The organism is Caballeronia sp. 11_S32 (assembly GCF_056930355.1).
Genome location: NZ_JBXOWH010000001.1, coordinates 816,173 through 841,961, shown reverse-complemented (window position 1 = coordinate 841,961; position 25,789 = coordinate 816,173). Strand labels below are relative to the sequence as shown.

The following is a 25,789-nucleotide window of genomic DNA, read 5'->3' as shown; positions in this document are numbered from 1 at the left end:
GCATCGCCCATTGCGCTGCAGGAAGCTGCCTCATGCCTCATGCCTGATGCAGGGAAGGGGACCGGGCTATGCGCAGCGTCTTCCTACTTGGCCTCGCCTCTTTGCCCCATGCCGGCCTCGGCATAGCCAAGTACGCGCTCCGCCTTCGTCTTCGACAGCGCGATAGCCACGCCGCCCGCGACCGCCGAGATGCCAAGCGCAAGCAGCGACAACTTGTAGTCCGACGACATCGATCGCACGTATCCCACGACCAGCGGTCCGAGGAATTGCCCGATCAGATTGCCGACGCCGCTCACGAAAGCAACAGCGGGCATCGCCTTGCGCATCGGCAAGATTTCCGTCAATCGAGCGAACACGAGCGGCATCAGCATCTTCAACGTGAAGCCGAGCGCGATAAAGAGCACGATTTGCAACCAGAAGAGCGGCGCCGGCACGTAGGCAGCGGCGATCATCAGGAGACCGGTCAGCATCGTCGGGACAGCGGCGTGCCAGCGGCGTTCCTGGCCATGACGGTCGGAGCGGCGGCTGATGTAGTAGATGCCGAGCATCGACATCACGAAGGGAGCGCCAGCCAGAAATCCGATCGTTGTCTCGCTCAGCGTTCCGTATGACTTCATCACCGACGGCAGCCATAGCGTCGTGCCGTATAAAAGGATCGTGTTGAGACCGAAGCCGAGGGTCAACAGCCACACGGCCGGCTCGTTGAAGATGGTCCACCACGGATCGCTTTCGGGCCTGGCGTAGGCAGCTTGCTCTTCCGCCAGATCGCGCTGGATAAACGCGCGGTCTTCGTCGCCGAGCCAGCGCGCAAGATCGAGACTGTGCGGGATCGCCTTGAACCAGACGACGCAGAAAATCCACGCGGGCAAGCCTTCTGCGATGAGCATCACACGCCAGTCGTAATGCGAGATCAGCGCGCCTGAAATCGGGCCAGCGAGAAAGCCGCCGAGCGGCGCGCCGAGGTTCCAGATGCCGAAGGCGCGCCCGCGCTCGGCTTTCATGAACCATTGAGCGAGCAGCATCGAGGTCGCCGCATAGACGGGGCCTTCCGCGCAGCCGAGCAGAATGCGCACGGACAGAATCTGCCAGAACGAATGAGCGAAGCCCGTCAGCATCGCCGCACCGCCGAACAGCACGAGGCATATCGCGACGAGGCGGCGCGCGCCGAACTTGAGCGAAAGCCAACCCGCAAGCAGTTGCGTGAAGGCATAACCCCAGGCGAAAGCGCCGCCGATCCATCCAGCCTGCACCGATGTGAGGCTCAGCTCCTTCGACATGTGCGGCAACGCCATCGCGATGTTCACGCGGTCGAAATACGACAGCATGTAGACGAAAAAGGTCATCGGCAAAACGATCAGCCAACGATTCCTGCCGACGCCCTGGACCTCGGTAGTTGTGTGGTTCATGGCGGTCTCCTGTTGAGTTGTATTTGGACATGCGGCCCGCGAGAAGCGCGGACCGCACGCGTCAGAGCGTTTCCTTGACGTAGGAGCCGCTATCCATTTCGACGATCTCGACGCTCAGCTTGACGGCCTTGTCCGGCGATCGCCGGCAACGTACTCGCAGCACGTCCGCGATCAGCGATGCGAGCCTCGCACGCGTTTCCACGTTGCGCCCGGGCAGCAGGCGCAACTGCGCATGCACGTATCCGCGCGGCACGTTCGCGACACCGACGCGCATCGCCGTGCAACAGGAGAGGCGAGATTTCAGATCGGCTTCGTCCTTGATCGCGCCGCTCGCGACCAACGCTTCGTTGAGTTCGGCGAGCAGGGGCACGAGATCGCCGTCTTCCAGAACGCCCGGCGAATGATCGATGATCAAATGAGGCATGTTGAGCGTCTCGGCCGTTATTGATCCATGGGCGCGCCATCGACGGTGCGGCGCATCGATACCGGTCGAAACAGCGGCTCGCGGCGGGTTTCGACATCGTCATGCAACTCGACGCCGATGCCCGGCGCATCCGTCACGGTCACGAAGCCGGCTTCCGGCACCGGATGACTCTTGACGAGATCGGAGCCGAGCAGCTTTTGGCCCGACTTCAGCACGAGATTCTCGAAGCCGGTCGGATACTCCTGGATGGCGAAGTTCGGCACGGCTGCCGCGACTTGCATGCAGGCGGCAAGACTGATTGGCGACAGCGGATTGTGAGGCGCGATATCGACGTTCTGCGCCTCCGCGAGCGCCGCAATTTTCTTCGCACCGGTGATACCGCCGCACACGCACACCGACGTGCGCGCATAGCGCACACCGCCGCCCGCAAGTTGCATGTGGAACTCGGCGGGGGTCGAGAAGCGCTCGCCCGTCGCGATCGGTACGCGAATCGCGTGGCCGACCGTCGTCATTTGCGGATAAAACTCGGGACGCAGCGGGTCTTCGAGCCACATCGGCGTGAGCGGCTCCAGCACCTGGCCGATCGCGATGGCCTCGGCCGGGGACAAGCGGCGATGCATCTCGATCAGCAGATCGACGTCGGGGCCGACGGCTTCACGGAAGGCCATCACACGCTCTTTGGCGTCGCGCACCTTGCCGGCGTGCGAACGGAAGTACGCTTCGCCTTCGGGCTCGTCGAGGAACGGGTTGATGTGGCCGACAGCCGTAAAGCCCTCGCTGCGCAGACGCCGGCAGTCGGCAAGGACTTCTTCCAGCGTCTCGGCATACACGTGGCCGTATACGCGCAGCTTGTTCCGGTAAGCGCCGCCGAGCAATTGCCACACGGGCGCCTGCAGACGCTTGCCGAGCAGGTCCCATAGCGCGATATCGATGGCCGATACCGCCGCGTTCACCGCGGTGCCGCGAAAGTGCGAGAAGCGCTGCATGACGTTCCAGTGCAGCTCGATCTGATTCGCGTCCTGACCCACGAGATACTTGCCGAACTTCTCGAGCGCCGCCTTGGCCGCTTCGATATGCCCCCAGGAGCCCGCCTCGCCGTAGCCGGTTAGACCGGCTTCGGTGCGGATACGTGCATAGAGAAACTGGCCGATGTGCAGTGCTTCGACGGAGGTGATGCGATGGACGTTTCGATTCATGAAGGGTCTCGACGGCGTGAAAGTCGTGTCGCGGGACGGACATGTGCCCTGCGAGCGTCGAGATGAACTTTATGAAGAAGTCTCCAGCTTGGGAATCAAATTCTATAGTGTTTCTTCTACATTCTGTATAGAATTCGAGCATGGACCCGCTCGATCTCAGCCCGGCTTTCGTACGCCTCGCAAGGCATATCCGTGAACGTATCGTCGGGGGCGAATGGCTGCCCGGGCAGTTGCTTCCCGGGGAAGAGGCGCTTGCCAAAGACCTCAAGGTCAGCGTGGGCACCGTCCGCAAGGCATTCGACGTGTTGAGCGGGCAGGGCTTGGTGACGCGGCATCGCGGGCGCGGCACTTTCGTCGCTCGCGCGACCAACGAGCGCGCGTTCACGAGCTTCTATCGTCTCGTCGACCGAAGCAACGGCGCAAAGCGTCTGCCGGTCGACACGATTCTGCTTCGCGAAAGAAGCCCGGCCGACGCCGACGAGTGCGCGGCGCTCAAGCTCGCTCCTGGGTCGCTGGTTTACCGGTTGCGTCGGCGACGCGCGCTTGACGAGACCCCGCTCGTCGTCGAGACGATTGCGTTTCCTTATGCGCGCGTCGGTGAGCGCGAGTGGGGCGATGATTGCGCGAGCGCGCATCTTGTTTATTCGTTCCTCGAGCAGCAGTGCGGCGTGTCCGTGGGCCGGGTCGAGGATCGGCTGCAGGCCTGCCTGCTGCCCGACGACGTCGCACAGGACTTCGGTCTGCCCGTTGGACATCCGGTCCTGCTGTCGATTCGGACCGCGTTCGACTTGCGCGGCGCGCCCGTCGAATATCGTCGCTCATGGATGGTCACTGATTCGCAAGACTATCTGAGCGAATTGCGCTGGGTCGCGGGCGATGACGGTCCTTGAGCCACTTCAGTCCGCTGCTGATTCACAAGAAGACGAATACTTCGCGTGACTGAAAGTCTGGACGCTGGGTAATCGCTATCGAGCAGGCGGTAGTCTGTGGGGTTCATGCTGGTGGCATAACGTTCCTCCGCGAGCAATCGGCCCGTGCAGGATTCAGGCGGCCTGATCGAGCGACGGATAGTCGATGAGGCCGCGCGCGACGCCGTCGATGCCCGCGTCGACCGCATTGCGCGCCGCTTGCCGATATTGCTCGACGGTCGCGGGGATTTCATCGACGGACAGCGCACGCGGTTCCGACGCCTCGACGAAGCCCGGCGAGTTGCCGTCCTCGCCCGCGATGAACACGTTGACGCCCTTCGCCTGAATCGCCGCCGCTGACACCCGTTGCTCGCCGCCGAGCAGACTCGCATGGCTCAGGCGTCCGACGTGTCACAGTTGCGCGAAGATGCGTCCTCCGGCCGCGTGCGCGGCATCGGTGACTTTGCTCCATCCGGTGATTCGCCCCGGCGTGTGACTGCCCGGCGTCCATGCATAGCCCTTGCAAAGCGGCGCGATATAGGTGTCTTCGCTGACGATGAGTCCAGCGTCCGCGCGTTGCGCGTAATACGCGGCCATCAGTTCGTTGACCTCGTCGCCGGGCTGGCTTGTGCGCGAGCGCGTCTTCGGCGGCATCACGATCCGGTTCGGCACGGTAATTCCGCCGAACGTGACCGATTCGAAAAGCGGGTCTCACTGCACGATGTAGTTTCCCTCAGTCCCACACCGGCGCCAGACCTTCCGGGCTGACTTCGCGGCCATTGCGCTCGAGTTCCGCGATCTGCGCCATGTCTTCGGCCGTCAGCCTGAGCTGCTGCGAGAGCAGGTTGCTCGCGAGGTTCTCGCGCTTTGTCGATGACGGGATCACCGAATAGCCGAGTTGCAGCGCCCATGCGAGCGCGACTTGCGCAGGCGTGGCGTGATGCCGCTTCGCGATCTCGCCGATGACCGGATCATTCAGCACCTTGCCGTACGCGAGCGTCATGTACGACGTGACGTGAATGCCCTGCTCGCGAAGAAACTGTACGAGCTTGCGATTCTGCAGATACGGGCTCAGTTCGATCTGATTGGTCGCGATGTTTTCCTTGCCGACCACCGCGATCGCCTGCTTCGTCAGTTCGATGTTGAAATTCGAAATGCCGATCTGCTTCGTGAGACCTTGCGTCTTGGCATCCGCGAGCGCGCTCATGAATTCCTCGATCGAAACGCCGTTGCCCGGCGCGGGCCAGTGGATCAGCGTGAGGTCCACTTCATCCACGCGCAGTTTCGTCAGGCTTTCCTTCAGGCTGCGGACGAGCGTGCCGCGCGAGTAGTTGTCGGTCCAGATCTTGGTCGTCAGAAAAATGTCCGAACGGGGTACGCCGGAGGCCGCGATGGCTTCGCCGACCTCGGCTTCATTACCGTAGATCTGCGCGGTGTCGATGGCGCCATAGCCGAGTTCGAGCCCGTTGCGCACCGAATCCATCACGACCTGGTCTTTCAGGCGAAAGGTGCCGAGACCGAAAGCGGGAATCCTGTTCATGGAATGTGTTCTCCAGTTTGATGCTTGGTTCAATGTCGATGCGGATGATTCTGCCCGGTTCGATTCATCCGAAAAACCGCTTGAAAAAGGAAAGAATCTTGATTTTTAATCAAGTACCAACTCAAGTGCGAACCGGGCATTGAAAGAGGTCAGTGCGTCATGGCGACGGCTTCGACGCTGCCTTCGGGCGCGCCGGCACGCCGATCGAGCCGGCCGCTCAGGGCAGTGAGCGCGAACGCCGCGAGCGTGACCATGGCGGCGATCCACGGCGTATGCCCGAGCCCCAGATGCGCCACGATCAGTCCGCCTGCGGAGGAGCCGCCCGCCACGCCGAGATTGAACGCCGCGATGTTGAAGCCCGAGGCAACATCGGTTGCCTGCGGTGCGTAGCGCTGCGCCTGCCTGACGACATAGACCTGAAGACCGGGCACGTTGCCGAAGGCGACGCCGCCCCACGCCAGCATCGTCAGTACGGCGAGCCACGCGTTGTGCGAAGTGAACGTGAAGACCAGCAACACGGCGGCAAGCAGCGAAAAGATGCGCTTCAGCGCCTTGACGGGACCGAACCGGTCGGCGAGCTTGCCGCCCCACACGTTGCCGATCGCGACGGACACGCCGTACGCCACGAGCACGAGGCTCACCTGCGAAGGCGTGAAGCCCGTGATCTCTTCGAGGATCGGCGCCATGAAGGTGAACGCGATCAGCGAGCCGCCATAGCCGACGGCCGTCATCGCATAGACGAGCAACAGCCGCGGATGAGCGATGACGCGCGCCTGTTGAAGCAGCGGCGCCGGACGCTTGTGCGGCAGGTTGTTGGGCATGAAGAACAGCGCGCCCAGCATCGCGACGAGGCCGAACGCCGCGACGACGAAGAACGTCACGCGCCAGCCGAAGTGCTGCCCGATGAACGTGCCGAGCGGAATGCCCGCGACGAACGCGACAGTCATGCCGCTGAACATCGTGGCGATCGCGCTCGCGGCTTTTTCCTTGGCCACGAGATTGGTCGCGATGATCGAGCCGACCGAGAAGAACACGCCATGAGCGAGGCCGGTCAGGATGCGTGCGATCACGAGTGAATCGTACGACGGCGCGCGCCATGCGACGAGATTGCCGATCGCGAAGAGCGCCATGAGCCCGACGAGCAGGCTCTTGCGCGGCAAGCGGCCGGTGAGCGCGGTGAGCAGCGGCGCGCCTACCGCGACGCTCAATGCATAGAGGCTGACCAGCAGGCCCGCCGAAGGAAGATCGACGCCGAGATCCGCGGCGATCGTCGGGATGAGTCCGACAATGACGAACTCGGTCGTGCCGATCGCGAATGCGCTCAGCGTCAGTGCGAAAAGAGCAAGTGGCATGGTTCTGTTCCTGCGAAGCCGAAATTGGGACGAACGCAGTATGCCGACTTTACTTTTGCGCAAAAACCGGTCTATAAATGAAATACTCTTGAATTAAAGTCAACGATGAAAGTCACTCTCGACGAGCTCCAGACCTTCGCGACCGTGGTCGACACAGGGTCCATCACAGCGGCGGCGGAACAACTGGACCAGACGGTCTCGGGCGCGAGCCGCACGCTCGGCAGGCTCGAGCAGAAGCTGCAGACAACCTTGTTGCGCCGGACCACCCGGCGTCTGGAGCTGACAGAGGAGGGCAAGAGTTTTCTGCAGAATGCGCGCGAGATCATCGACGCGGTGGAAAGCGCCGAGGAACAGATCGCCGCGCGCCGCGAGCGTCCTTCGGGCTTGTTGCGCGTCGATGCCGCGACGCCGTTCATGCTGCACGTGATCGTGCCGCTCGTCGCGGGATACCGGGAGCGCTATCCGCACGTCGAACTCGAACTGAACAGCAACGAAGGCGTGATCGATCTGCTGGAGCGCCGCACCGATGTCGCGATCCGCATCGGCAGGCTGAAGGATTCGACGCTGCACAGCCGCCCGATCGGCAGTAGCAGGATTCGCGTGGTCGCGACGCCGCAGTACCTCGAAAAGCACGGTTTGCCGAAGCGCGTCGACGAACTCGCGAATCACTCGCTGCTCGGCTTCACGCAGCCGGAATCGCTCAATGTCTGGCCGCTGTCGGGGCGAGACAACGAACCTTACCGGATCACGCCGGCCATTGCTTCATCGAGCGGCGAGACGCTGCGGCATCTCGCGCTGGAAGGCGCGGGTATCGTGTGTCTATCGGATTTCATGACGCTGCGCGACCGGCGCGAGGGCGCGCTCGTGCAGATCCTCGCGCGTCACACGCAGGAAGTGCGGCAGCCGATCAACGCCGTCTACTATCGCAACACGGCGATCTCGGCGCGCATCGCTTCGTTCGTCGACTATCTTGCGCAAGCCGTGAAGACCACCGAATTCGCGCTGACGGGCCACCGCTGAAATTCAGCCGATGCCCAGCACATTGGCGCCGATGCACGGATCGACCGCGCGCTCGAGCCGCTTCTGATGAGCGATCAGCGTGATTTCCATCGACCCGGTGCCCACTTCGAGGTTCAGGAGATGGCCGCCGTAAGCGTTGAAGTTGCTGTCGCCGGCCATGCCGTGCATATGAATCGACGGCTTGCCTTCTTTCCACGCGACCGATCCGGTAAGGCTGCCCATCTCGACATTGCGGAAAGTTTTGGCGTCGAAGTCCTTCTTCGTTGCGTTCCAGAATCCGAACGTGGGATGGCCGAAGCCGATGCCCGTCAGGCTGGCCGCGGGGATGTTCTCCGCCAGCGCGAACGTCGTCAGATGCTCGAAGACGTTGTCGCCCATGCGCAGCACCATGAAATAGCCCGTGGGCGTTCTGATGTATCTGCGTTGCACATCGGGGCCGCCTGCCGAGATCACGCCCGCTTCGCATTCCGCCGGCGATTGCGTCTGTGCCGACACCCCGCTCGGGATGATCGATGTCGCCAGTGCCCCGGCCGACAGCGCCGCGATGTTCTTGAAGAAGTGTCTGCGCAGATAAGTCTCGTCCATGAAGCTGTCTCCGTTGATGTTCTTGCCGAGTCGATTCGGCTGCGGCGGAGTGTAGACAAGACATTCGCGACGGAATACTGAGAGTTGCGACTAGGGTTATAACCCGCGCTCATGACTTACGCGATGCCTTCGGCCTGGTCGCGCTGCGCGAGCAGCTCTTCCATCAAAAGCCGCGCGCCCGCGGACACGGGCGCGCCTCGTCGTGTGACCAGTTCATAAGGCTCGCTCTTCGAGGAGAGCTTGAGCCGAAGCATGCCCGTCATGCCATGCCGCGTGAAGAATTCCGCTACATCGATGGATACGAGCGCAACGAACGTCGGATTGCTCTGCAATAGCGAAAGCGTGGCGAACGCGGATGTCGTTTCGACCAGATGTCGTGGAAAGCGGATCTCGGCTTCGCGGAACTCGCGTTCGAGCAGCATCCGCATCGGCATGTTGGCGCGGTAGACGACCCATCTCACATCGGCGAGATCTTTCAGATGCAGCTTGCGGGCTTTCTGAAACGGGTGGCTCAGGTTAGCGATGACCGCAAGCGCTTCCTCTTGCAGATTCACGCTGTCGTAGAGAAAAGGCGTCTGGCTGATCGTGGTTCTGCAGACGGCCAGGTCGAGCCGTCCGGCATCGATCAGGCTCAGCAACGCGGCGCTCGTATCCTCGACGATCTCCACCGACATCTCCGGATGCTTCGTGACGAGCGATGAGATCGCTTCGATCACGCGCGGCACGGCGCCCATGATGACGCCCACCGACACGCGTCCGCCATGTCCACGCATGATGCCGACGATCTCCTCCCGTAAATGCGCGACGTCCGTGTGAATGAGCCGCGCGTAGCGGATCACGCAATGCCCGATGTCGTTCGGTTCCAGCCCGCGGCTGGTTCTGTTGAAAAGCGCCGTACCGAAGGTCGTTTCGATCTCGTGCAGCGCCTTGCTTGCGCCCGGCTGCGTGAGCGAAACCTGCTTGGCGGCGCTCAGCAGCGAACCATGATCGGCAAGCGCGATGAGCAGCCGCAATTGCTTCAGATGCAGCCGGGAAATGATCGAGTTGAGGGAAGGAGTCATGGAGCGAGTTGAGGAATAGTTATATCCGTATTCATTATTGTCAATTCCGGCGATTTCGGCCGCTGCCTATACTGCCGCATCAAACCCGCATTATGCAGAGCTGGAAGCCTAACGTTAACCCGCATCGATAAGGGTTCCTGCTAGTCGGGTTTTCGAGTACCTATAACTGTCGATCAACATGGCCCTCATCAATTACATCACGCAGATTCAGTTCGACTTCGGCGCCTTGCGCTTGCTGAAGAGCGAATGCGAAAGGATCGGAATCAACCGGCCGCTCATCGTGACGGATCGCGGCATCAAGGCAGCGGGCATCGTGGACAAGGTCCTTTCGGCCCTGGGAGGGGAGCGCGACGTGCCGGTGTATGACGGCACGCCGCCCAATCCGAACGAAGCGGCGGTGCGCGAAGCGGTCGCCGTGTTCGTCGATGCGCATTGCGATGGAATCATCGCGGTGGGCGGCGGATCGTCGATCGATCTCGCGAAGGGCGTCGCGGTCTGCGCGGCGCACGAAGGCCCACTGCAGAGCTTTGCGGTGATCGAAGGCGGCGCGACGCGCATCACGTCGGCGACCGCGCCCGTCATCGCGATTCCGACGACGGCGGGCACGGGCAGCGAGGTCGGACGGGGCGCGATCCTGATTCTCGACGACGGCAGAAAGGTCGGCGTGATATCGCCCTTCGTGGTGCCGAAGTCCGCAATCTGCGATCCCGAACTCACGCTGAAGCTGCCCGCGACGATGACAGCCGCGACCGGCATGGACGCGATCGCGCATTGCATCGAAACCTTCATGGCGCCCGTGTTCAATCCCGCCGCCGACGGCATCGCGCTCGATGGCCTGTGGCGCGCATGGCGTCACATCGAGCGCGCCACGACCCACTCCGACGACAGGGTCGCGCGCATGAACATGATGAGCGCATCGATGCAGGGCGCGCTCGCTTTCCAGAAGGGCCTCGGATGCGTGCATAGCCTCAGTCATTCGCTCGGCGGCATCGACCCGCGCTTGCATCACGGCACACTCAACGCGATCTTTCTGCCTGCCGTCATCGCATTCAATCAGGACGCGCCGACGGTTCGGGAAGAAGGCAAGCTCGCGCGGCTCGCGCAAGCGATGGGACTCGAGAATCCCGCCAGCGTCGGCCCGTCGATCCGGGAGATGACGGATCGACTCGGTCTTCCGACGAAGCTTTCCGCCATCGGCGTCACGCGCGACATGTTCCCCGACATCGTCAAGGGCGCGCTGAGGGATCACAGCCACAAGACCAATCCGCGCGACGCTTCCGAAAGTGACTATCACGCGATGCTCGACGCATCGTTCTGACTTGCTGCTGCAGCAGGCCACTATCAGAGGAAAAAATGGGAGACAAGCTGAACATCGGGCGCGATGGCGAGATCGCCATTGTCACGCTCGACAACCCCGAGAAAATGAACGCGCTCACGCTCTCGATGTGGCGCGATCTCGGCGCGGCGATGCACCAGCTATCGGACGATGACAGCGTTCGATGCGTCGTTCTGCGCGGCGCCGGGACGAAGGCGTTCGCAGCCGGTGCGGACATCGGCGAGTTCGCGACGCAACGAGCGAATCGCGAGCAGGCGCGCGCCTACGCCGAGATCACGACAGCCGCGATGGAGGCCATCGAGCAGTGCCGTCATCCCGTCGTCGCGATGATTCACGGCGTGTGCGTGGGCGGTGGCGTCGAGATCGCGTCGCTGTGCGATATCCGCATCTGCGGCGAATCGAGCCGCTTCGGCGCGCCCGTCGGACAACTCGGGCTCACGATGTCCTACGCGGAACTCGGTGCGCTGATTCGCCTCGCGGGCCGTGCGGTCGCGATGGAGATCGTGCTTGAAGGACGCATCTTCGATGCGCACGAAGCGCTTGCGAAGGGGCTGACGTCGCGCGTCGTCGCCGACGATGCAGTGGAGGAGGAAGCTATCGCGACGGCGCGGCGCATCGCACGCGGTGCGCCGCTCGTCGCGCGATGGCACAAGGCGGCGGCGAACAGGCTGACGCGAACGCCCGCGCTCACGGATGCCGATATCGAATCCGCTTTCGATTGCTTCGACACCGAGGACTTTCGCATCGGCGCCGAAGCATTCAACGCAAAACAGAAACCAGTCTTCAAGGGAAAGTGAAATGGGTCCGCTGAGTGGAATGAAAGTAGTCGAACTGGCGCACATCATGTCGGGTCCCGTGTGCGGCATGATGCTCGCCGATATGGGCGCGGATGTCGTCAAGGTCGAGAAAGTCCCCGACGGCGATGATTCGCGCCGCTTCTCCCCGATCCTGCCGAGCGGCGAATCCGCGTCGTTCATGATCGTCAACCGCAACAAGCGCGGCATCGGGCTCAATCTCAAGAGCGAGGGCGGCCGCGATGTGTTGAAGCGACTGCTGTCAGATGCGGATGTCGTCACCGAGAACTATCGCGCCGGAACCATGGAGAAGTTCGGCCTCGGTTACGACACGCTCAAGGAAATCAATCCGGGACTGATCTATTGTGCGATCTCGGGCTTTGGCCGCACCGGTCCGTTCGGCGAGAAGGGCGGTTTCGATCTCATCGCGCAGGGCATGAGCGGCATGATGAGCATGACGGGCGAAGAAGGTCGAGAGCCCGTCAAGGCAGGCTCGCCCGTCGCGGACATCAACTCGGGCATCCTCGCGGCGCTCGGCATCGCGGCGGCGTATGCGCAGAAGCTTCGCACGGGACGCGGCCAGATGGTCGACACGTCGCTGTTCGAAGCGGGACTTCAGCAGATGTTCTGGCCGGCGGCGAGCTATCTCGCGGACGGCACCATTCTCCCGAAGATGGGTTCCGCCAATTCGACGAGCGCGCCGTATCAGGTCTTCAAGACGAGCGATGGCTGGATCAACATCGGCGCGGCCAACCAGAGCAATTACGAACGTCTTCTCGACGTGCTCGACGCGCCCGATCTTGCAAGCGATCCGCGCTTCGCAACGAATGCGCTGCGGCTTCAGCATCGCGAGGCGCTCGTCGCGATCCTCAATGAATTGCTCGTGCGCCGCAGCACGGATGAATGGATGGCGCAGTTCGACCGCATCGGCCTGCCCGCGGGTCCGGTGCTGGATATCGCGGCGGCGCTCGCGCATCCGCAGACGATCGCGCGCGAAATGGTCGTCGAAACGGATCACCCGCTGGCCGGCAAGGTCAGAGGTCTCGGCCTGCCGATTCACTTCTCCGATGCGAAGCGCTCAGGTAACCGTCCCGCGCCGCTGCTCGGTCAGCACACGAGAGAAGTGTTGAGGGAGTCGGGGTATTCGGCTGCCGAAGTCGATCGTCTGATCGAAGAGAAGGCCGTCGTGGCGCTGGCGCAGTAACAGACGCGATCGATCGCGCATCACAGAGTTCAGGAGACAAACATGAGTGGAATCATCACGCGTCGGGAATTCCTGACGACCGCGGGACTTGCCGTGGCCGCCACGGCAACCGGCATTGCGTTGCCTGCCCGCACATTCGCGCAAGCCGCCCCCATCGTCCTCAAATACGCGAGCAGCCTGCCCGACAGTCATCCGCTCAACGCGCACATGCGCGAGGCTTCGGCGGCGATCAGGAAAGAGACGAACGGCCGTGTCGATCTTCAGGTTTTCGCGAACGCGCAAATGGGCGGCGATACCGACATGCTTTCGCAGGTACGCGCGGGCGGCGTCGATTTCATTCCATTGCCGGGCGCGATCCTCTCGACGCTCGTGCCGGTTGCGTCGATCGAAAGCGTGCCCTTCGCGTTCAAGAACTACGACGCCGTATGGGCCGCGATGGATGGCGATCTCGGCAAGCACGTGCGCGCCGAAGCCGCGAAAACCGGGCTCATCGCAATGGACAAGGTCTGGAACAACGGCTTCCGGCAGATCACGAGTTCCACACGTCCCATCAAGACGCCCGCCGATCTCAAAGGCTTCAAGATCCGCGTGCTGGTCAGCCCGCTCTGGACCTCGATGTTCAAGACTTTCGGCGCGGCGCCCACGGGCATCAGCATCAACGAGACATACTCCGCGCTGCAGACGAAAGTCGTCGAAGGACAGGAGAATCCGCTCGTCGTGGTGCAGTCGGCGCGCTTCTACGAGGTGCAGAAGTACTGCTCGCTCACGGGTCATATCTGGAACGGCTTCTGGATGCTCGCGAGCGGCAAGACCTGGCCGAAGCTGCCGAAGGACGTACAGGAGATCGTCGCCCGCAACATCAACGAAGCGGCGATGAAGCAGCGTGAGGAAGTCATCCGCCTCAACCAGAGCCTCGAACCGACACTCACGGCCAAGGGCGTCACGTTCAACAAGGTCGATCAGCAGGCGTTCCGCGCCGATCTGCAGCAAAAGGGCTTCTACGCCGAATGGAAGAAGAAGTACGGCGATGCGGCATGGGGACTTCTCGAGAAGTATTCCGGGCAGCTTTCGTGAGGAAGGAGCGGACCATGAGCACTGACGTTTCCCTAGGGACCATGCCTGTGACGGTGGCGAGCAAGCCGCCCGGACCGGTTGCAAGAGCGGGTCATATTCTCGATGCCTGCATCCGCTGGTCGACCGAACTCGCTGCCGCGGCGCTGGTGGTGGCCGAAGTGGTGCTGCTGTTCGCGAACGTGTTCTACCGGTACGTGCTCCACGATCCGCTGATCTGGGGCGACGAGCTGGCGACGCTGCTCTTCATCTGGCTAGCCATGCTGGGCGCGGTCATCGCGTTGCGCCGCAACGAGCACATGCGGCTCACGACCTTCATCGCGCATCTGAAACCCGCAAGGCGTGCGTTCGTCGATACGTTCGGGGCCGTGATTGTCATCGCGTTCATCCTGGTGCTGATGTCCCCGGCGTGGGAGTACGTGTCGGAAGAGTGGGCCATCACGAGCGCGGCGCTGGAGATTTCCAACGGTTATCGCGTCGCGGCGCTGGCTGTCGGTCTGACGCTGATGCTCGCGATTTCCGTCGCGCGCCTCATGGAGCGGGCGCGTCCGTTGCACTTCGTGATTTCGGCCGCCGTGGTCGGCGGCATCGCGCTCGCGCTGATGACGTTCAAGGTCGCGATGACCGCGCTCGGCAACCTGAATCTCGTGATCTTCTTCGTCGTCGCCGTCGTGTTCATGGTGTCGATCGGGGTGCCGATCATGGTGGCCTTCGGGTTGTCGACCGTCGCATATCTGAGCACGGTGACGATGACCCCGATGCTCGTCGTGATGGGCCGCATCGACGAAGGCATGTCGAGCCTGATCCTGCTCGCCATTCCCTTGTTCGTGTTCCTCGGCGCGCTCATCGAAGCGATGGGCATGGCGCAGGCGATGATCCGTTTTCTCGCATCGCTGATCGGGCATTTCAAGGGTGGGCTGTCCTATGTGCTGATCGGCGCGATCTATCTGGTCAGCGGCATCTCGGGATCCAAGGCAGCGGACATGGCCGCCGTCGCGCCGGCGCTCTTTCCCGAAATGAAGAAGCGCGGCGAAGACGAAAACGAACTCGTGGCGATGCTGAGCGCATCCGGCGCGATGTCCGAGACCATTCCGCCGAGCCTCGTGCTGATCACCATCGGCTCGGTGACGGGCGTATCGATCTCCGCGTTGTTCACGGGCGGCTTCATGCCGGCAGTGGTAGGCGCGCTTGCGATGATCGTGGTGATCTGGATGAAGAACCGCAAGCGCGAACTGAACGAGGTGGAACGCGCGAAGCCGCGCGAAGTCGGCAGGGCGTTCCTGTTCGCCCTGCCTGCGCTCGCGTTGCCGTTCGTGATTCGCGCGGCTGTCGTCGAAGGCATCGCGACGGCGACCGAAGTTGCTTCCGTTGGCGTGGCTTATACCTTCGTCGTCGGCCTGGTTTTCTATCGCTCGTTCAAATGGAATCGCCTCTATCCGATCATCGTCGGCACGGCTTCGCTGTCGGGCGCGATTCTGATCATCATCGGCTGTGCCACCGCGATGGCATGGGCCTTGACGCAATCGGGCTTCTCGCATCAACTCGCGCAACTCATGTCGACGGCGCCCGGCGGTTCCATGGGCTTCCTGTTGATATCGGCGGCCGCGTTCGTGTTGCTCGGCAGCTTCCTCGAAGGCATTCCTGCGATCGTGCTGTTCGGCCCGCTGCTATTCCCGGTTGCACGTCAACTCGGCATCAACGACGTCCATTACGCGATGGTCGCGATCTTCGCAATGGGCCTCGGGCTCTTCGCGCCGCCTTTCGGCGTGGGCTTCTACGCGGCGTGCGCGATTGCAAAGGTCGATCCGGATGGCGCGATGAAGCGCGTGTGGCCGTATCTCGGTGCGCTCGCCGTGGCGCTCTTCGTCCTCGTTGCCGTACCGTGGGTGTCCACGGGCTTTCTTTCCGGGAACTGAACCATGATCAAGGATTCATTGCGTGCAGGCGCGCTTCACTCGCGCACCATCGAAGTCGATCGTGAGCGCACCATCTCTTTCCTCGGCGAAGACCTTCGCATCTACGCGACGCCGGAACTGATCGGCGATATCGAACAAACCTGTCTCGACTATCTGCTCGATTTCGTCGATGCAGGCGAGAACTCGGTGGGAACGAAGGTCGATATCGCGCACACCGGCGCGACGCTGCTCGGCATGAGCGTGCGCATCGACGTGAAGGTGGCGGGCATCGATGGCCGCGCCGTGAAGTTCGACGTCGCCGTGTTCGACGACATCGAGCAGGTCTGCACGGGCAGCCATTCGCGCTTCGTCGTCAATGTCGAAAAACTCAAGGCGCGCGTCGGTGAGAAAGCGCGCCGGGCTGGCATCGTATCCGTATGAGCATGAAAGACATCGCGCCGGATGACATTCCGATCATCGATGCGCATCATCATCTGTGGGATCTCTCGGCGGGACATTATCCTTGGCTGCAGGACGAGTATCACGAGGAATTCTTCCTTGGCGATTACCGCAGCATCTGCCGCGACTTTCTTCCTCGAGACTATCTCGCGGCAGCGGGCGGCCAACCCGTCATCGGCACGGTCCATGTCGAGGCCGAACGTGCGCGCGACGAGCAGGTCGCCGAAACGCGCTGGTTGCATGACGTGCATGAGCGATACGGGTTTCCGGGCGCCGTGGTGGCGCATGCGTGGTTCGACCGTCCCGACACGGAGGAAATCCTGGCACAGCATGCTGCCTATCCGCTCGTGCGCGGGATTCGTTCGAAGCCGGTCACGTCGCGGAGCCCCGGAGAGCGGATGGATGATCTTCGCGGAACGATGCGCGACCCGGCCTGGCTGCGGGGGTTTTCCCTGCTCGAAAGGTTTGGCTTTTCGTGGGACTTGCGTGTGCCGCCCTGGCATCTCGTCGATGCGGCCGAGGTGGCGAGCATGTTCCCGAACACGAAGATCGCGTTGAACCATACAGGCTTTCCATGGGACCGGAGCGTGGAAGGACTGTCCCGATGGCGGCGCGGGATGGAACAGCTCGCGAAGCAGCCCAACGTCTCGGTGAAGCTGTCGGAATTCGGCCTGAAGGATGCGCCCTGGAACTACGACGATAACCGGCGCATCGTCCTCGACGCGGTCTCCATTTTCGGCGTGGATCGCTGCATGTTCGCGAGCAATTTTCCGGTCGCCGGTCTGAGGGTGAGTTACGACGTGCTCGTCCGCAGCATGAGAAGAATGCTCGAACCGCTCGGGCGCGATGCGCTGGAGAAGATTTTCTCGCGCAACGCGCAGCTTTTCTATCGCGTAGTGATTTGACAGAGGGGAGGACTGTTCATGTTGGACGCGAACGAACTGCGCCGCCGGTTCCTCGAGAGCGGCTCGGATGATGATCTGCCCATCGCGGATGCGCATCAGCACTTCTTCGATATCGAGCGCAACTACTATCCGTGGCTCGCAGACAAGCCGGTGAAGAATTTCCGCTACGGCAATTACGATGCGATCCGGCGCAACTTCCTGCCCGGCGACTACTCTCGTGCGGCAGGCCATCACAGGATCGTGAAGACCGTGCTCATCGAAGGGGAATGGGATCCGGCCGATCCACTGGGCGAGTTGCGCTGGGTCGAATCATTGCGGTGCGAGCAGGGCTTTCCTCACGCTATGAGCGCTCAGGCCTGGCTCGATCGTGAAGACGTGGACGAAGTGCTGGATGTCTATGGCCGTCATCCGCTGGTCAAAGGTATTCGACACAAACCTACCGCCGTTCCGCGCGCCGAATACATGGACGAGTTCGTTGCGCCGGGATCCATGCGCGATACGAAGTGGCGCGACGGGTACGCGAAACTGCTCGATCACGGTCTGTTGTTCGAGCTCCAGGTGTTCTGGTGGCATTTCAACGAGGCGGCGGAGCTGGCTCGCGACTTTCCCGGGACATGCATCGTGATCAACCACACCGGTCTGCCGGCGGATCGCTCCGAGGAAGGCCTGGCAGGCTGGCGCAGCGCGCTCGAGCGTGTTGCACGCCAGCCGAACGTGCATCTGAAAATCTCGGGCATCTGCATTCCCGGACAGCGCTGGAGCGTGGACGCAAACGCGCGCGTCGTGCGCACCGCAATCGACGTGTTCGGCGCAAAGCGTTGCTCGTTTGCCAGCAACTATCCGGTGGACGGTGTGGTCGACCGGATGACCGACATCTTCGATGGCTTCAAGGCGATAGCCGCGCCGTATTCGACCGCGGACCGGCTCGCGCTCTTTTACGACAATGCGGTCAGGGTCTACGGGATGTGAGATCGTGAAACTGATACGACTCGGGCGGATGATCGACGAGTATCTTGCGGCGAATCCCGTCGCTTTGCACGAGCCGTATCGCCCGAGGAAGGCGGGCGTGGGCAGCACGCGCAGCTTCACACCCTTGATACCGGCGAGCGATTGCGTGGGCTTCCTGGCGAACACATTGCGCACGCCGAAGGAATAGCCCCGCGTCACGACCGAGCAGCCCGCGCGCTATGACGCCGCCCCTGCGTTTCGTTGGCTGACGATAACCCCGAACGGTCGTTAATGTTGCATTCAGCTCGTACGCGGGTGCAATCATCGCAGCGACCCGCTTTTCGGGGATCGACCAAATACGGTCGGTCGCGGTCGAAGTCACGTCCTCGTTCGAGCGGCCGCTACCCACCACGTGCACCAGCCGTCGAGGGGTCCAGGAATGCGACCGGATGGCGAGATCCGAGTGGCCTGCCTTGGGTGCACGATTCAGATGAACCGGGCAACGCGGATTCGCCAATCGTCATCCAATTGGTACGTTGAGGGTTACCTTGACGCGTTCCATTGCAACGAAAGTCCGGAAGCTGCGCACGTTGCCCTCGGTGAAAAATAGTGTCCTCGTCAGTGCCGTGTACTCGGCCATGTCGCGCGTGCAAAAAATCAAAATGAAATCGTAATCGCCGGTCACGTAGTAACACTGCTGGACTTGCTCACATGCTTCAAACCTCGCCTTCATTTCGTCAAGCAGTTCCACGGCTTCGTTCTCCGCTAACACGTGAGCAATCACGGTGACTCGGGTTCCGAGAGCATCGGGATTCAGAATGCTTCGATCATCGGCGATGACACCAATACTTCTAAGTCTTTGGAGCCGGCGGGCGATGGATGGCACCGAAAGGCCAATTTGCTCGCCAATCTCGCGATGGGGCGTCTGATTGTTCTGCTGCACGATCGCGAGGATTCGAAGATCGAAGTCATCAAGCTCCGCAGCTCGCTTCGGGGTAGCCATGAGAAATTTTCTCGTTTGATAGGTCAAAAAAAATAAATATTAAACCGAGGGACGAAATAAAATTTCCTTCAAGCGTTATATCACAGTCGCCTCCCGGCAAGGTCCGGATAGCGGCGCCACGATTCGACGCGACTCCATGGCCCGCCGCCTATCGGCGATGCTCGCAGAACTGGCGTTCGTGTAACGCCGTCCCCTCGGGGACACACCTTTGGAGTACCAAATGAAGAACCCCTCGTTGAAAGGCAGGCTCTCGCTGGCTGCGGCGTCCGCTGTTTGTGCTTTCACCTGTACCGCCGCGAACGCTGCGGTCACGCTGACGCCCGGCGTTCTCGCGGTCGGTAGCGATCAAACATTGCCTCCTTACACGTATCTGGAAAGCGGGAAGGCGGTGGGATTCGATCCGGAGTTCCTTGGCGCGGTCGCGACGAACATGAAGGCGACGACGAAATTCGTCGATACGCGATTCGCGAACCTCATCCTTGGCGTGACAGGTAACCGCTACGACGTCGTTGCATCGGCGCTGTACGTGACGCCCGAGCGCACGAAGGTCGTCGATTTCGTGCCTTACTTCATGACGGGCGGCTCCCTCATGGCGAGTTCTTCCGGCAGTCTCAAGCCCAAGACGATAGGGGGCCTTTGCGGAAAGAAAGTCGGCTCGATCAAGGGGGCGTCATGGATCAAGACCATCAATGATGCCTCGAACAAGGAATGCGTCGCTGCCGGGAAACCAGCCGTGCAGGTGCGTGAGTACGACACGTCCGTCGAGACCGCTCAAGCCGTTCTTTCGGGCGCTATCGACGCGCAATACGAGGATATTGCAATCGCGGGAATGATCGTTGAACGCTCCAGCGGACGACTGCAAATCACATCCGGCCTGCTCGATCCGGTGGTGTGCGGCATCGCGTTGAAGAAGGGCAACACCGAACTGAAGTCGGACATACAAACTGCAATCACTCAAATGAAAGCGAAGGGCCAATACCAAGCGCTCTTGAAAAAGTACCACCTCACAGAACCGACCGATGAGGCCGTCGCAAAGGCGACAGGTGCTGCTCAGTAATCAGCGTCTGGTTGTACTGCGGAGCAAACATCAGTTTCTATAGGTAGGAGACGGAAATGGTTTTCGACTGGCGCTATGCCCTCTCGCTTCTCACGTACGCGGATTTTTGGAACGCCGCGTTGCTCGTCATCAAGCTTAGCCTGGCTTCGTGGCTCATCAGCATCGTTGCCGGGTTCTTGCTGGCACTCGGGAAGCAATCGATATGGCGGCCAGTCCAACTGTTCTGCCGTGGCTATGTCTGGTTTTTTCGCAGCCTTCCGCTGCTGGTGTTGCTAATTTTCGTCTACAACCTTCCGCAGATGTTCCCCTGGACAGGATCGTTCTCGTCAAACCCTTTCTGGGCGGGGCTTATCGCACTGACCTTGAGCGAGACTGCATATATCGCCGAGATCCACCGAGGCGGGCTGGCAGGGGTGGCTCGAGGACAACTGGAGGCAGGGCGAGCACTCGGTATCGGCTACTTTGGCCTTCAGCGCCTCGTGGTTCTTCCGCAGGCCTTTCGCGTCGCTTTGCCGGCGCTGGTGAACGAATACATCAGCATCGTAAAGTTGACTTCGCTCGTATCGGTCATCTCGCTTGAGGAAATCCTGCTGGTTGGCGAACGCCTCTACACGCAGAACTTCAAGGTTCTCGAGACGATGCTTGCGGTCGCTGTCTACTATGTTGTGATTGTCACTGTGTTCGGCTACCTGCTTGGCTGGCTCGAAAAGCACATCGACTTCACGCGTCGCAGCGGTGACGTACACACCGGCCAACTGGCGGTGAACGAAAAGGTCATTCCGATCCAGGTGGCAAGCGAAACACGTAAGCCAACGCCTGCCATCGAAGCGCAGAATGTGCACAAGCGGTACGGCAGTCATCATGTCCTCAAGGGCATCGATCTCAAGGTCATGAGCGGAGAAGTGATCTCGATTATCGGGCCGTCGGGCTCGGGCAAGACATCGCTGATTCGCACCTTGAATGGACTTGAAATCATCGATGATGGCAACGTCAAGCTGAACAGCAAGCCCTTCCTGACCACGAAGGAGCACGCGGCAAGCCGCAAGGCACGCTCAGACTTCCACGACGGAATTGTGCACATCGGCATGGTGTTCCAGAGCTTCAATCTCTTCCCGCACCGGACCGTGCTGGAGAACGTGACGCTCGCGCCGCAGTACCACTCGAAGCTGAAGGGAGAGGAACTCGACCGCCACGGAATGCGGCTGCTTCACAAGGTCGGGATGGCGGCACATGCGAATAAGTACCCGCATCAGCTTTCCGGTGGTCAGCAGCAACGTGTCGCCATCGCCCGAGCACTCGCAATGGAGCCGTCGATTGTCTTGTTCGATGAACCGACTTCGGCCCTCGATCCCGAGTTGGTTGGCGAAGTGCTGCGCGTGATCGAGGATCTTGCGAGGGAGGGCATGACGATGATTATCGTGACGCACGAAATCGACTTCGCCTTGAAGGTCTCCGATCGCGTGCTGTTCATGGAAGGTGGACTCGTTGCCCACGATTTGCCGCCTTCCGGGTATCAAGAGATGCCACGAGATTCGCGAGTCGGCCGATTCCTGAAGGGCTACCGCGTTGATCCCGTTGCGCAAAGCGCGACCGCCTGATCCACTCCCTGCAATTCGGAACGAGTTGACGCCATGAATAATCTACCTTTCTCAATCAGCGAGTTCGAAGATCGCATCCAGCGCGTGCAGGCTAGTATGCGGACGAGCGAACTCGATGCTCTGGTGCTCACCGCACCCTCCAATTTCCGTTATTTCACCGGCCTCGATAGCCAGTTCTGGGAGAGTCCTGCTCGGCCGTGGTTTCTGGTAATCCCGGCGTCTGGAGCTTCCTTGGCAGTCGTTCCTGCTATCGCGGAAGTTGCGGTGCGCCGATGCTTTGTCGGAAGCATCCAGTCATGGCCGTCGCCTCGACCTGAGGACGAAGGCGTAACGCTGCTGGCGTCCGTGCTCCGATCGGTACCGCGGCGCTTCGCGAGGATCGGTTTCGAACTGGGGCGGGAATCTGCCCTGCGTATGCCAGTGCTCGATTTCCTGCGCGTACGCGATTCGCTTTCCGGTGTCGAAGTCGTCGATGGTTCACCCTGCATTTGGGACGTTCGCAATATCAAGTCGCAAGCGGAGATCGAGAAGATCCGCGCCGCTGCGGGGATAGTCAGTCGCGCCTTCGAAGTCGTGCCGGGCTACGCAAAGAAAGGGATGACCGAGGCGGGAGTCTGCCGAAACTTGACGATCGATGTCTTGCGAGGCGGCGCGCATACCGTCCCGTACGTGGCGTGTGCATCGGGTGAAGGCGGTTACGATCAGATTATTGCTCGAGGGTCCAGTAGAGAGATTCGTGATGGTGACATTCTCATCATGGACGTGGGCGCGACGGTCGATGGTTACTTCTGTGACTTCGATCGTAACTACGCAGTCGGCCGGGTTTCAGACGCGGCACTGAGCGCCCACGATGCGGTATGGCGAGCAACCGAGGCCGGCATTGCGGCGGCGCGACCTGGCCTCAAGGTCAGTGATCTGTGGAAAACCATGATGGGCGTATTGCAAGAGGCAGGAATGCGGGGGAACAACGCCGGCCGTCTAGGTCATGGCCTCGGACTTCAGCTAACCGAACCCCCTTCCCATTGCGAAGCGGACGAGGCAGTCCTGAAGCCGGGGATGGTCATCACGATCGAACCCGGCATGGAATACGCGCCCGGCAAGTTGATTGTTCATGAAGAGAACATCGCAATAACCGAAGACGGATCCGCTGACCTGCTCACCATTCGAGCACCCCGCGAAATGTGGCGGATCGACTGATATGTGAAGCTCGAAATCAGCCAGTTAATAGAGAAACTAATATGGGCGCATCTGCAAGATTATTTTGCGGAACGCGCCAAACGGAAATGCCGCCGCGTATACGCGGGGGAAACACTAGGAGCTAGAACGCCATGCTGATCCGGAACTCTCAATCCTCTCGCAGCAAGTATCCCGAGGACTTGCGCAAAACGATGAACGTCAAGTCTGCGCAGGAGAGCGGTGTCTGGCTTTCGCATTGGGATCTGATCAGTCGCGCCGCCACGCCGCTTTGGGAGCTACCTGACGCTGCAGCCTCTCTTGGCATAGCGAAACTGCGCCTGAAAGACGAATCCACACGATCGCCGCTTGGCAGCTTTAAGGCGCTTGGCGCTCCTGTTGCTCTCATGCGCCTCATCACTCGTCTTTACGCGTCCGAAATCGCGTTGGACCCGAAGCAGATGATTCAGGGCAAGTATGCGGATCTGCTCGCGGATCTGACGGTCATCAGCGCGACGGACGGAAACCACGGCAAGTCACTGGCGGCCGCGGCGGAGGCTATCGGCTGCCGCTGTGTGATCGTTCTCCACGCCAACGTCAGTGTGGAGCGAGAGAAATCGATCGCATCGTACGGTGCGGAGATCATCCGCATTACTGGAAACTACGACGAATCCGTGGCGCATGCCGCGCAACTCGCCAGCACCAATCAATGGCACGTTGTTTCGGATACGTCGTATGAGGGATATGAAGCTATCCCTCGCGATGTGATGCAAGGCTATGGCGTGATATCCGCCGAAGTGATCGAGCAGCTCGAAAACACGCAATCGAAAGCTCCGTTCACGCACGTATTTCTTCAAGGTGGCGTGGGCGGGCTGGCAGCAGGCATCGCTACATACCTCTGGGAACATTACGGCGATCAGCGCCCGACCTTCGTTGTAGTCGAGCCGGAGCAGGCTGACTGCCTCTATCAGAGCGCCTTGCAGGGCCGTGCATCGACTGCCACGGGTTCGGTCGATTCGGTGATGGCGGGGCTGGCGTGTGGTGAAACCTCGCCGCTTGCCTGGAAGTTCCTGCAGCCATGCATTGACTACTTCATGACGATCACAGATGAAGACGCGATAGGCGCCATGCGTTCGTTGTCGTCTGGCTCTGATCGCGATGCTCCCCTCGTCGTCGGTGAGTCCGGCGCAGCAGGATTCGCGGGGCTTGCTGTGCTCGCCCAAAACCAAGAGCACTTCCGTGCTGTTGGCCTGAACTCGGACTCGCGGGTGTTGGTCATCAGCACCGAGGGTGCAACGGCGCCCGACACGTACCGCGAACTGGTTGGTGAAACCGCGGCCTCCGTGTTGGTGCGTCAGCAAGAGTGGAAACAAGGCATTGCAGTGTGAGGTGAGCGATCATGACCCCGTCCTTCGATGTTTTGCAAGTAACACAAGACCGCCCGCTGCAGCAATGCCTCGCAGGCTGGCGGCATCATTTGCACCGCAACCCTGAAACAGGCTTCGAAGAGGTGCAGACTTCCGATTTTGTCGCGAAGATACTCGGTGCGTTAGGCTTGGACGTTCACCGCAATATTGGCGGAACGGGGCTTGTCGCTAACCTGAAGGTAGGCGATGGTCCGGGCGTGGTCGGCCTGCGAGCTGACATGGATGCCTTGGCAATCACCGAGAATGCACCAGAGCGGGCGTACGCGTCCTGCACTTTGGGAAAGATGCACGCGTGCGGTCACGACGGCCACATGGCGATGATCCTGGGCGCGGCTCGTCTGCTCGCAGAGTCGCGCGACTTCAACGGCACCGTTCGGTTCATTTTTCAGCCCGGCGAGGAGCACGGCCGGGGCGCGAAAGCGATGATGGCAGATGGCCTTTTCGAACGCTTCCCTGTAGATGCGATCTTCGGCGCGCACAACATGCCGGGGATGAAAGCGGGCACGTTCGCGACGCGTCCAGGCGGCATCATGGCGAGCGAGGACAATTTCGTCATCACGATTCGAGGACGAGGAACGCACGCGGCCCGGCCTCACATGGGCGTCGATCCGATCGTCATTGCATCGCAAATCGTCCTGGGCTTGCAGACAGTTGTCTCGCGCAACCTCGATCCAAGTCTCTCGGCCGTTGTCTCATGCACGGAGTTCGTAACCGATGGACTGCGCAACGTCATACCCTCAACCGTGACGATTCGGGGGGACACGCGAAGCTATCTTCCAGAGGTTCAACAGCTTCTCGAAACGCGGATGCGTGAAATAAGCGAAGGAACATGCCGACTGCACGGCGTTGAATGCGACTTCAGTTACACATACGAGTTCGCACCCACCGTCAACAGCCCGGAGTACGTGTCCACCGCAGTTGCCGCTGCGACCAAAGTGGCAGGTGCCGCGAACGTCGATGCGAACGTGCAGGCGATGATGATTTCGGAGGATTTTGGGGCGTTCCTTCAGGCGGTACCGGGCAATTTCATTTTCATCGGTAACGGGGAATCAAACGAGCGAGGTGGCGTGCCGTTGCATAACGCCGGCTATGATTTCAATGACGATATCCTTGAGACGGGCGCACAGTATTTCGCAGAAGTCGCAAGGGCTGTCCTTGCCCTCAGTCGGTGACGGGCCGCCGCTTACGGCCGCTGCGTTAAGTCTTGTCATGCCAAGGGCTGGTACTGCAAGGCTGCGTGACGCTGCGCCCGACGCTTCCACCGGTGCGAAGGTCACCCAACACGGGTGATCAACTGATCACTCACAGTTCAGGCGGCGGACACATACGGCGCGATGATCCCTGGGTGCCCCTTAGGAGCGGCGATCTCAACGTGCATGGATGATTCCCAGGATCCGTATCCGCTGGGGTAGCTTCTGTTTGTAGGT

The 25,789-nt window shown here is 61.1% G+C and carries 23 protein-coding genes and 2 pseudogenes; 15 read left to right on the top strand and 10 right to left on the bottom strand.

What is annotated here, in order from left to right; translation table 11 throughout:
• Nucleotides 1-83: 83 nt before the first annotated feature.
• The 3 genes from AC1Z32_RS03915 to AC1Z32_RS03905 all read right to left on the bottom strand — a co-directional run bounded on the left by AC1Z32_RS03915 (nt 84) and on the right by AC1Z32_RS03905 (nt 3,026).
• Entirely contained in the window at nt 84-1,406 is a 1,323-nt protein-coding gene (locus AC1Z32_RS03915; protein WP_483477385.1) for an MFS transporter, read from the bottom strand.
• A gap of 61 nt (nt 1,407-1,467) precedes the next feature.
• Entirely contained in the window at nt 1,468-1,830 is a 363-nt protein-coding gene (locus AC1Z32_RS03910; RefSeq protein WP_483477384.1) for a 5-carboxymethyl-2-hydroxymuconate Delta-isomerase, read from the bottom strand.
• A 17-nt stretch (nt 1,831-1,847) separates the two neighbouring features.
• Entirely contained in the window at nt 1,848-3,026 is a 1,179-nt protein-coding gene (locus tag AC1Z32_RS03905) for a mandelate racemase/muconate lactonizing enzyme family protein (RefSeq protein WP_483477383.1), read from the bottom strand.
• A gap of 140 nt (nt 3,027-3,166) precedes the next feature.
• On the opposite strand from AC1Z32_RS03905, the gene AC1Z32_RS03900 reads away from it, so the two are divergent.
• Complete coding sequence (locus AC1Z32_RS03900; RefSeq protein WP_483477382.1) at nt 3,167-3,916, top strand: GntR family transcriptional regulator; 750 nt, start codon at nt 3,167-3,169, stop codon at nt 3,914-3,916.
• Nucleotides 3,917-4,114: 198 nt separating this feature from the next.
• Here AC1Z32_RS03900 and AC1Z32_RS03895 read toward each other — a convergent pair.
• From AC1Z32_RS03895 to AC1Z32_RS03885, 3 genes and pseudogenes are all read right to left on the bottom strand, one after another.
• Nucleotides 4,115-4,645: pseudogene (locus tag AC1Z32_RS03895) on the bottom strand (oxidoreductase); the annotation flags it as partial.
• A gap of 22 nt (nt 4,646-4,667) precedes the next feature.
• On the bottom strand, nt 4,668-5,474 hold the full coding sequence (gene dkgB, locus AC1Z32_RS03890) for a 2,5-didehydrogluconate reductase DkgB (RefSeq protein WP_483477381.1): 807 nt from the start codon (nt 5,472-5,474) through the stop codon (nt 4,668-4,670).
• Between the two features lie 149 nt (nt 5,475-5,623).
• Nucleotides 5,624-6,826, bottom strand: coding sequence for an MFS transporter (locus AC1Z32_RS03885; RefSeq protein WP_483477380.1), 1,203 nt, complete (start codon nt 6,824-6,826; stop codon nt 5,624-5,626).
• Between the two features lie 105 nt (nt 6,827-6,931).
• Here AC1Z32_RS03885 and AC1Z32_RS03880 point away from each other — a divergent pair, with 105 nt between their 5' ends.
• The gene (locus AC1Z32_RS03880; protein WP_483477379.1) at nt 6,932-7,846 is read left to right on the top strand and encodes a LysR substrate-binding domain-containing protein; all 915 of its coding nucleotides are present in this window, start codon (nt 6,932-6,934) and stop codon (nt 7,844-7,846) included.
• Between the two features lie 3 nt (nt 7,847-7,849).
• Here AC1Z32_RS03880 and AC1Z32_RS03875 read toward each other — a convergent pair whose 3' ends face one another.
• Together AC1Z32_RS03875 and AC1Z32_RS03870 are read right to left on the bottom strand one after the other, a co-directional pair.
• Nucleotides 7,850-8,431, bottom strand: a complete 582-nt coding sequence (locus AC1Z32_RS03875) for a PPC domain-containing DNA-binding protein (RefSeq protein WP_483477378.1) — start codon at nt 8,429-8,431, stop codon at nt 7,850-7,852.
• Between the two features lie 116 nt (nt 8,432-8,547).
• On the bottom strand, nt 8,548-9,492 hold the full coding sequence (locus tag AC1Z32_RS03870; RefSeq protein WP_483477377.1) for a LysR substrate-binding domain-containing protein: 945 nt from the start codon (nt 9,490-9,492) through the stop codon (nt 8,548-8,550).
• A 178-nt stretch (nt 9,493-9,670) separates the two neighbouring features.
• On the opposite strand from AC1Z32_RS03870, the gene AC1Z32_RS03865 reads away from it, so the two are divergent.
• From AC1Z32_RS03865 to AC1Z32_RS03830, 8 genes are read left to right on the top strand one after another with little or no spacing between them, the layout of a single operon-like run.
• Nucleotides 9,671-10,810, top strand: a complete 1,140-nt coding sequence (locus AC1Z32_RS03865) for an iron-containing alcohol dehydrogenase (protein ID WP_483477376.1) — start codon at nt 9,671-9,673, stop codon at nt 10,808-10,810.
• Nucleotides 10,811-10,845: 35 nt separating this feature from the next.
• The gene (locus tag AC1Z32_RS03860) at nt 10,846-11,625 is read left to right on the top strand and encodes an enoyl-CoA hydratase-related protein (protein ID WP_483477375.1); all 780 of its coding nucleotides are present in this window, start codon (nt 10,846-10,848) and stop codon (nt 11,623-11,625) included.
• A 19-nt stretch (nt 11,626-11,644) separates the two neighbouring features.
• Nucleotides 11,645-12,826 (top strand): CaiB/BaiF CoA transferase family protein, encoded by a 1,182-nt coding sequence (locus AC1Z32_RS03855; RefSeq protein WP_483477374.1) that lies wholly within the window; start codon nt 11,645-11,647, stop codon nt 12,824-12,826.
• 42 nt (nt 12,827-12,868) lie between these two features.
• Nucleotides 12,869-13,900, top strand: a complete 1,032-nt coding sequence (locus tag AC1Z32_RS03850; RefSeq protein ID WP_483477373.1) for a TRAP transporter substrate-binding protein — start codon at nt 12,869-12,871, stop codon at nt 13,898-13,900.
• A gap of 14 nt (nt 13,901-13,914) precedes the next feature.
• Nucleotides 13,915-15,813, top strand: a complete 1,899-nt coding sequence (locus tag AC1Z32_RS03845) for a TRAP transporter large permease (RefSeq protein WP_483477372.1) — start codon at nt 13,915-13,917, stop codon at nt 15,811-15,813.
• Nucleotides 15,814-15,816: 3 nt separating this feature from the next.
• Complete coding sequence (locus AC1Z32_RS03840; RefSeq protein ID WP_483477371.1) at nt 15,817-16,233, top strand: thioesterase family protein; 417 nt, start codon at nt 15,817-15,819, stop codon at nt 16,231-16,233.
• Nucleotides 16,230-17,156, top strand: a complete 927-nt coding sequence (locus tag AC1Z32_RS03835; RefSeq protein ID WP_483477370.1) for an amidohydrolase family protein — start codon at nt 16,230-16,232, stop codon at nt 17,154-17,156. The genes AC1Z32_RS03840 and AC1Z32_RS03835 overlap by 4 nt, the downstream gene beginning before the upstream one ends.
• An 18-nt stretch (nt 17,157-17,174) precedes the next feature.
• On the top strand, nt 17,175-18,125 hold the full coding sequence (locus AC1Z32_RS03830) for an amidohydrolase family protein (RefSeq protein ID WP_483477369.1): 951 nt from the start codon (nt 17,175-17,177) through the stop codon (nt 18,123-18,125).
• An 84-nt stretch (nt 18,126-18,209) separates the two neighbouring features.
• On the opposite strand, the pseudogene AC1Z32_RS03825 reads toward AC1Z32_RS03830, so the two are convergent.
• Nucleotides 18,210-18,341: pseudogene (locus AC1Z32_RS03825) on the bottom strand (C4-dicarboxylate ABC transporter substrate-binding protein); the annotation flags it as partial.
• A gap of 283 nt (nt 18,342-18,624) precedes the next feature.
• Entirely contained in the window at nt 18,625-19,107 is a 483-nt protein-coding gene (locus AC1Z32_RS03820) for an Lrp/AsnC family transcriptional regulator (RefSeq protein WP_483477368.1), read from the bottom strand.
• A gap of 220 nt (nt 19,108-19,327) precedes the next feature.
• Between AC1Z32_RS03820 and AC1Z32_RS03815 the strand changes: the two genes are divergently transcribed.
• The 5 genes from AC1Z32_RS03815 to AC1Z32_RS03795 all read left to right on the top strand — a co-directional run bounded on the left by AC1Z32_RS03815 (nt 19,328) and on the right by AC1Z32_RS03795 (nt 25,534).
• On the top strand, nt 19,328-20,164 hold the full coding sequence (locus tag AC1Z32_RS03815) for a transporter substrate-binding domain-containing protein (protein ID WP_483477367.1): 837 nt from the start codon (nt 19,328-19,330) through the stop codon (nt 20,162-20,164).
• A 56-nt stretch (nt 20,165-20,220) separates the two neighbouring features.
• On the top strand, nt 20,221-21,762 hold the full coding sequence (locus AC1Z32_RS03810) for an amino acid ABC transporter permease/ATP-binding protein (RefSeq protein ID WP_483477366.1): 1,542 nt from the start codon (nt 20,221-20,223) through the stop codon (nt 21,760-21,762).
• Between the two features lie 33 nt (nt 21,763-21,795).
• Complete coding sequence (locus AC1Z32_RS03805) at nt 21,796-22,959, top strand: M24 family metallopeptidase (protein ID WP_483477365.1); 1,164 nt, start codon at nt 21,796-21,798, stop codon at nt 22,957-22,959.
• A 131-nt stretch (nt 22,960-23,090) separates the two neighbouring features.
• Nucleotides 23,091-24,323, top strand: coding sequence for a diaminopropionate ammonia-lyase (locus tag AC1Z32_RS03800; RefSeq protein ID WP_483477364.1), 1,233 nt, complete (start codon nt 23,091-23,093; stop codon nt 24,321-24,323).
• Between the two features lie 11 nt (nt 24,324-24,334).
• Nucleotides 24,335-25,534: a M20 aminoacylase family protein gene (locus tag AC1Z32_RS03795; RefSeq protein ID WP_483477363.1), complete on the top strand. Its 1,200-nt coding sequence runs from the start codon at nt 24,335-24,337 to the stop codon at nt 25,532-25,534.
• The last annotated feature ends 255 nt before the right edge of the window (nt 25,535-25,789 follow it).

Coding starts and splice junctions, on each gene's coding strand:
- AC1Z32_RS03875 (WP_483477378.1), bottom strand. CDS start 8,431: ATGGACGAGACTTATCTGCGCAGACACTTCTTCAAGAACATCGCGGCG.
- AC1Z32_RS03865 (WP_483477376.1), top strand. CDS start 9,671: ATGGCCCTCATCAATTACATCACGCAGATTCAGTTCGACTTCGGCGCC.
- AC1Z32_RS03860 (WP_483477375.1), top strand. CDS start 10,846: ATGGGAGACAAGCTGAACATCGGGCGCGATGGCGAGATCGCCATTGTC.
- AC1Z32_RS03900 (WP_483477382.1), top strand. CDS start 3,167: ATGGACCCGCTCGATCTCAGCCCGGCTTTCGTACGCCTCGCAAGGCAT.
- AC1Z32_RS03870 (WP_483477377.1), bottom strand. CDS start 9,492: ATGACTCCTTCCCTCAACTCGATCATTTCCCGGCTGCATCTGAAGCAA.
- AC1Z32_RS03910 (WP_483477384.1), bottom strand. CDS start 1,830: ATGCCTCATTTGATCATCGATCATTCGCCGGGCGTTCTGGAAGACGGC.
- AC1Z32_RS03810 (WP_483477366.1), top strand. CDS start 20,221: ATGGTTTTCGACTGGCGCTATGCCCTCTCGCTTCTCACGTACGCGGAT.
- AC1Z32_RS03805 (WP_483477365.1), top strand. CDS start 21,796: ATGAATAATCTACCTTTCTCAATCAGCGAGTTCGAAGATCGCATCCAG.
- AC1Z32_RS03830 (WP_483477369.1), top strand. CDS start 17,175: ATGTTGGACGCGAACGAACTGCGCCGCCGGTTCCTCGAGAGCGGCTCG.
- AC1Z32_RS03840 (WP_483477371.1), top strand. CDS start 15,817: ATGATCAAGGATTCATTGCGTGCAGGCGCGCTTCACTCGCGCACCATC.
- AC1Z32_RS03845 (WP_483477372.1), top strand. CDS start 13,915: ATGAGCACTGACGTTTCCCTAGGGACCATGCCTGTGACGGTGGCGAGC.
- AC1Z32_RS03855 (WP_483477374.1), top strand. CDS start 11,645: ATGAAAGTAGTCGAACTGGCGCACATCATGTCGGGTCCCGTGTGCGGC.
- AC1Z32_RS03880 (WP_483477379.1), top strand. CDS start 6,932: ATGAAAGTCACTCTCGACGAGCTCCAGACCTTCGCGACCGTGGTCGAC.
- AC1Z32_RS03795 (WP_483477363.1), top strand. CDS start 24,335: ATGACCCCGTCCTTCGATGTTTTGCAAGTAACACAAGACCGCCCGCTG.
- dkgB (WP_483477381.1), bottom strand. CDS start 5,474: ATGAACAGGATTCCCGCTTTCGGTCTCGGCACCTTTCGCCTGAAAGAC.
- AC1Z32_RS03905 (WP_483477383.1), bottom strand. CDS start 3,026: ATGAATCGAAACGTCCATCGCATCACCTCCGTCGAAGCACTGCACATC.
- AC1Z32_RS03820 (WP_483477368.1), bottom strand. CDS start 19,107: ATGGCTACCCCGAAGCGAGCTGCGGAGCTTGATGACTTCGATCTTCGA.
- AC1Z32_RS03800 (WP_483477364.1), top strand. CDS start 23,091: ATGCTGATCCGGAACTCTCAATCCTCTCGCAGCAAGTATCCCGAGGAC.
- AC1Z32_RS03850 (WP_483477373.1), top strand. CDS start 12,869: ATGAGTGGAATCATCACGCGTCGGGAATTCCTGACGACCGCGGGACTT.
- AC1Z32_RS03915 (WP_483477385.1), bottom strand. CDS start 1,406: ATGAACCACACAACTACCGAGGTCCAGGGCGTCGGCAGGAATCGTTGG.
- AC1Z32_RS03815 (WP_483477367.1), top strand. CDS start 19,328: ATGAAGAACCCCTCGTTGAAAGGCAGGCTCTCGCTGGCTGCGGCGTCC.
- AC1Z32_RS03885 (WP_483477380.1), bottom strand. CDS start 6,826: ATGCCACTTGCTCTTTTCGCACTGACGCTGAGCGCATTCGCGATCGGC.
- AC1Z32_RS03835 (WP_483477370.1), top strand. CDS start 16,230: ATGAGCATGAAAGACATCGCGCCGGATGACATTCCGATCATCGATGCG.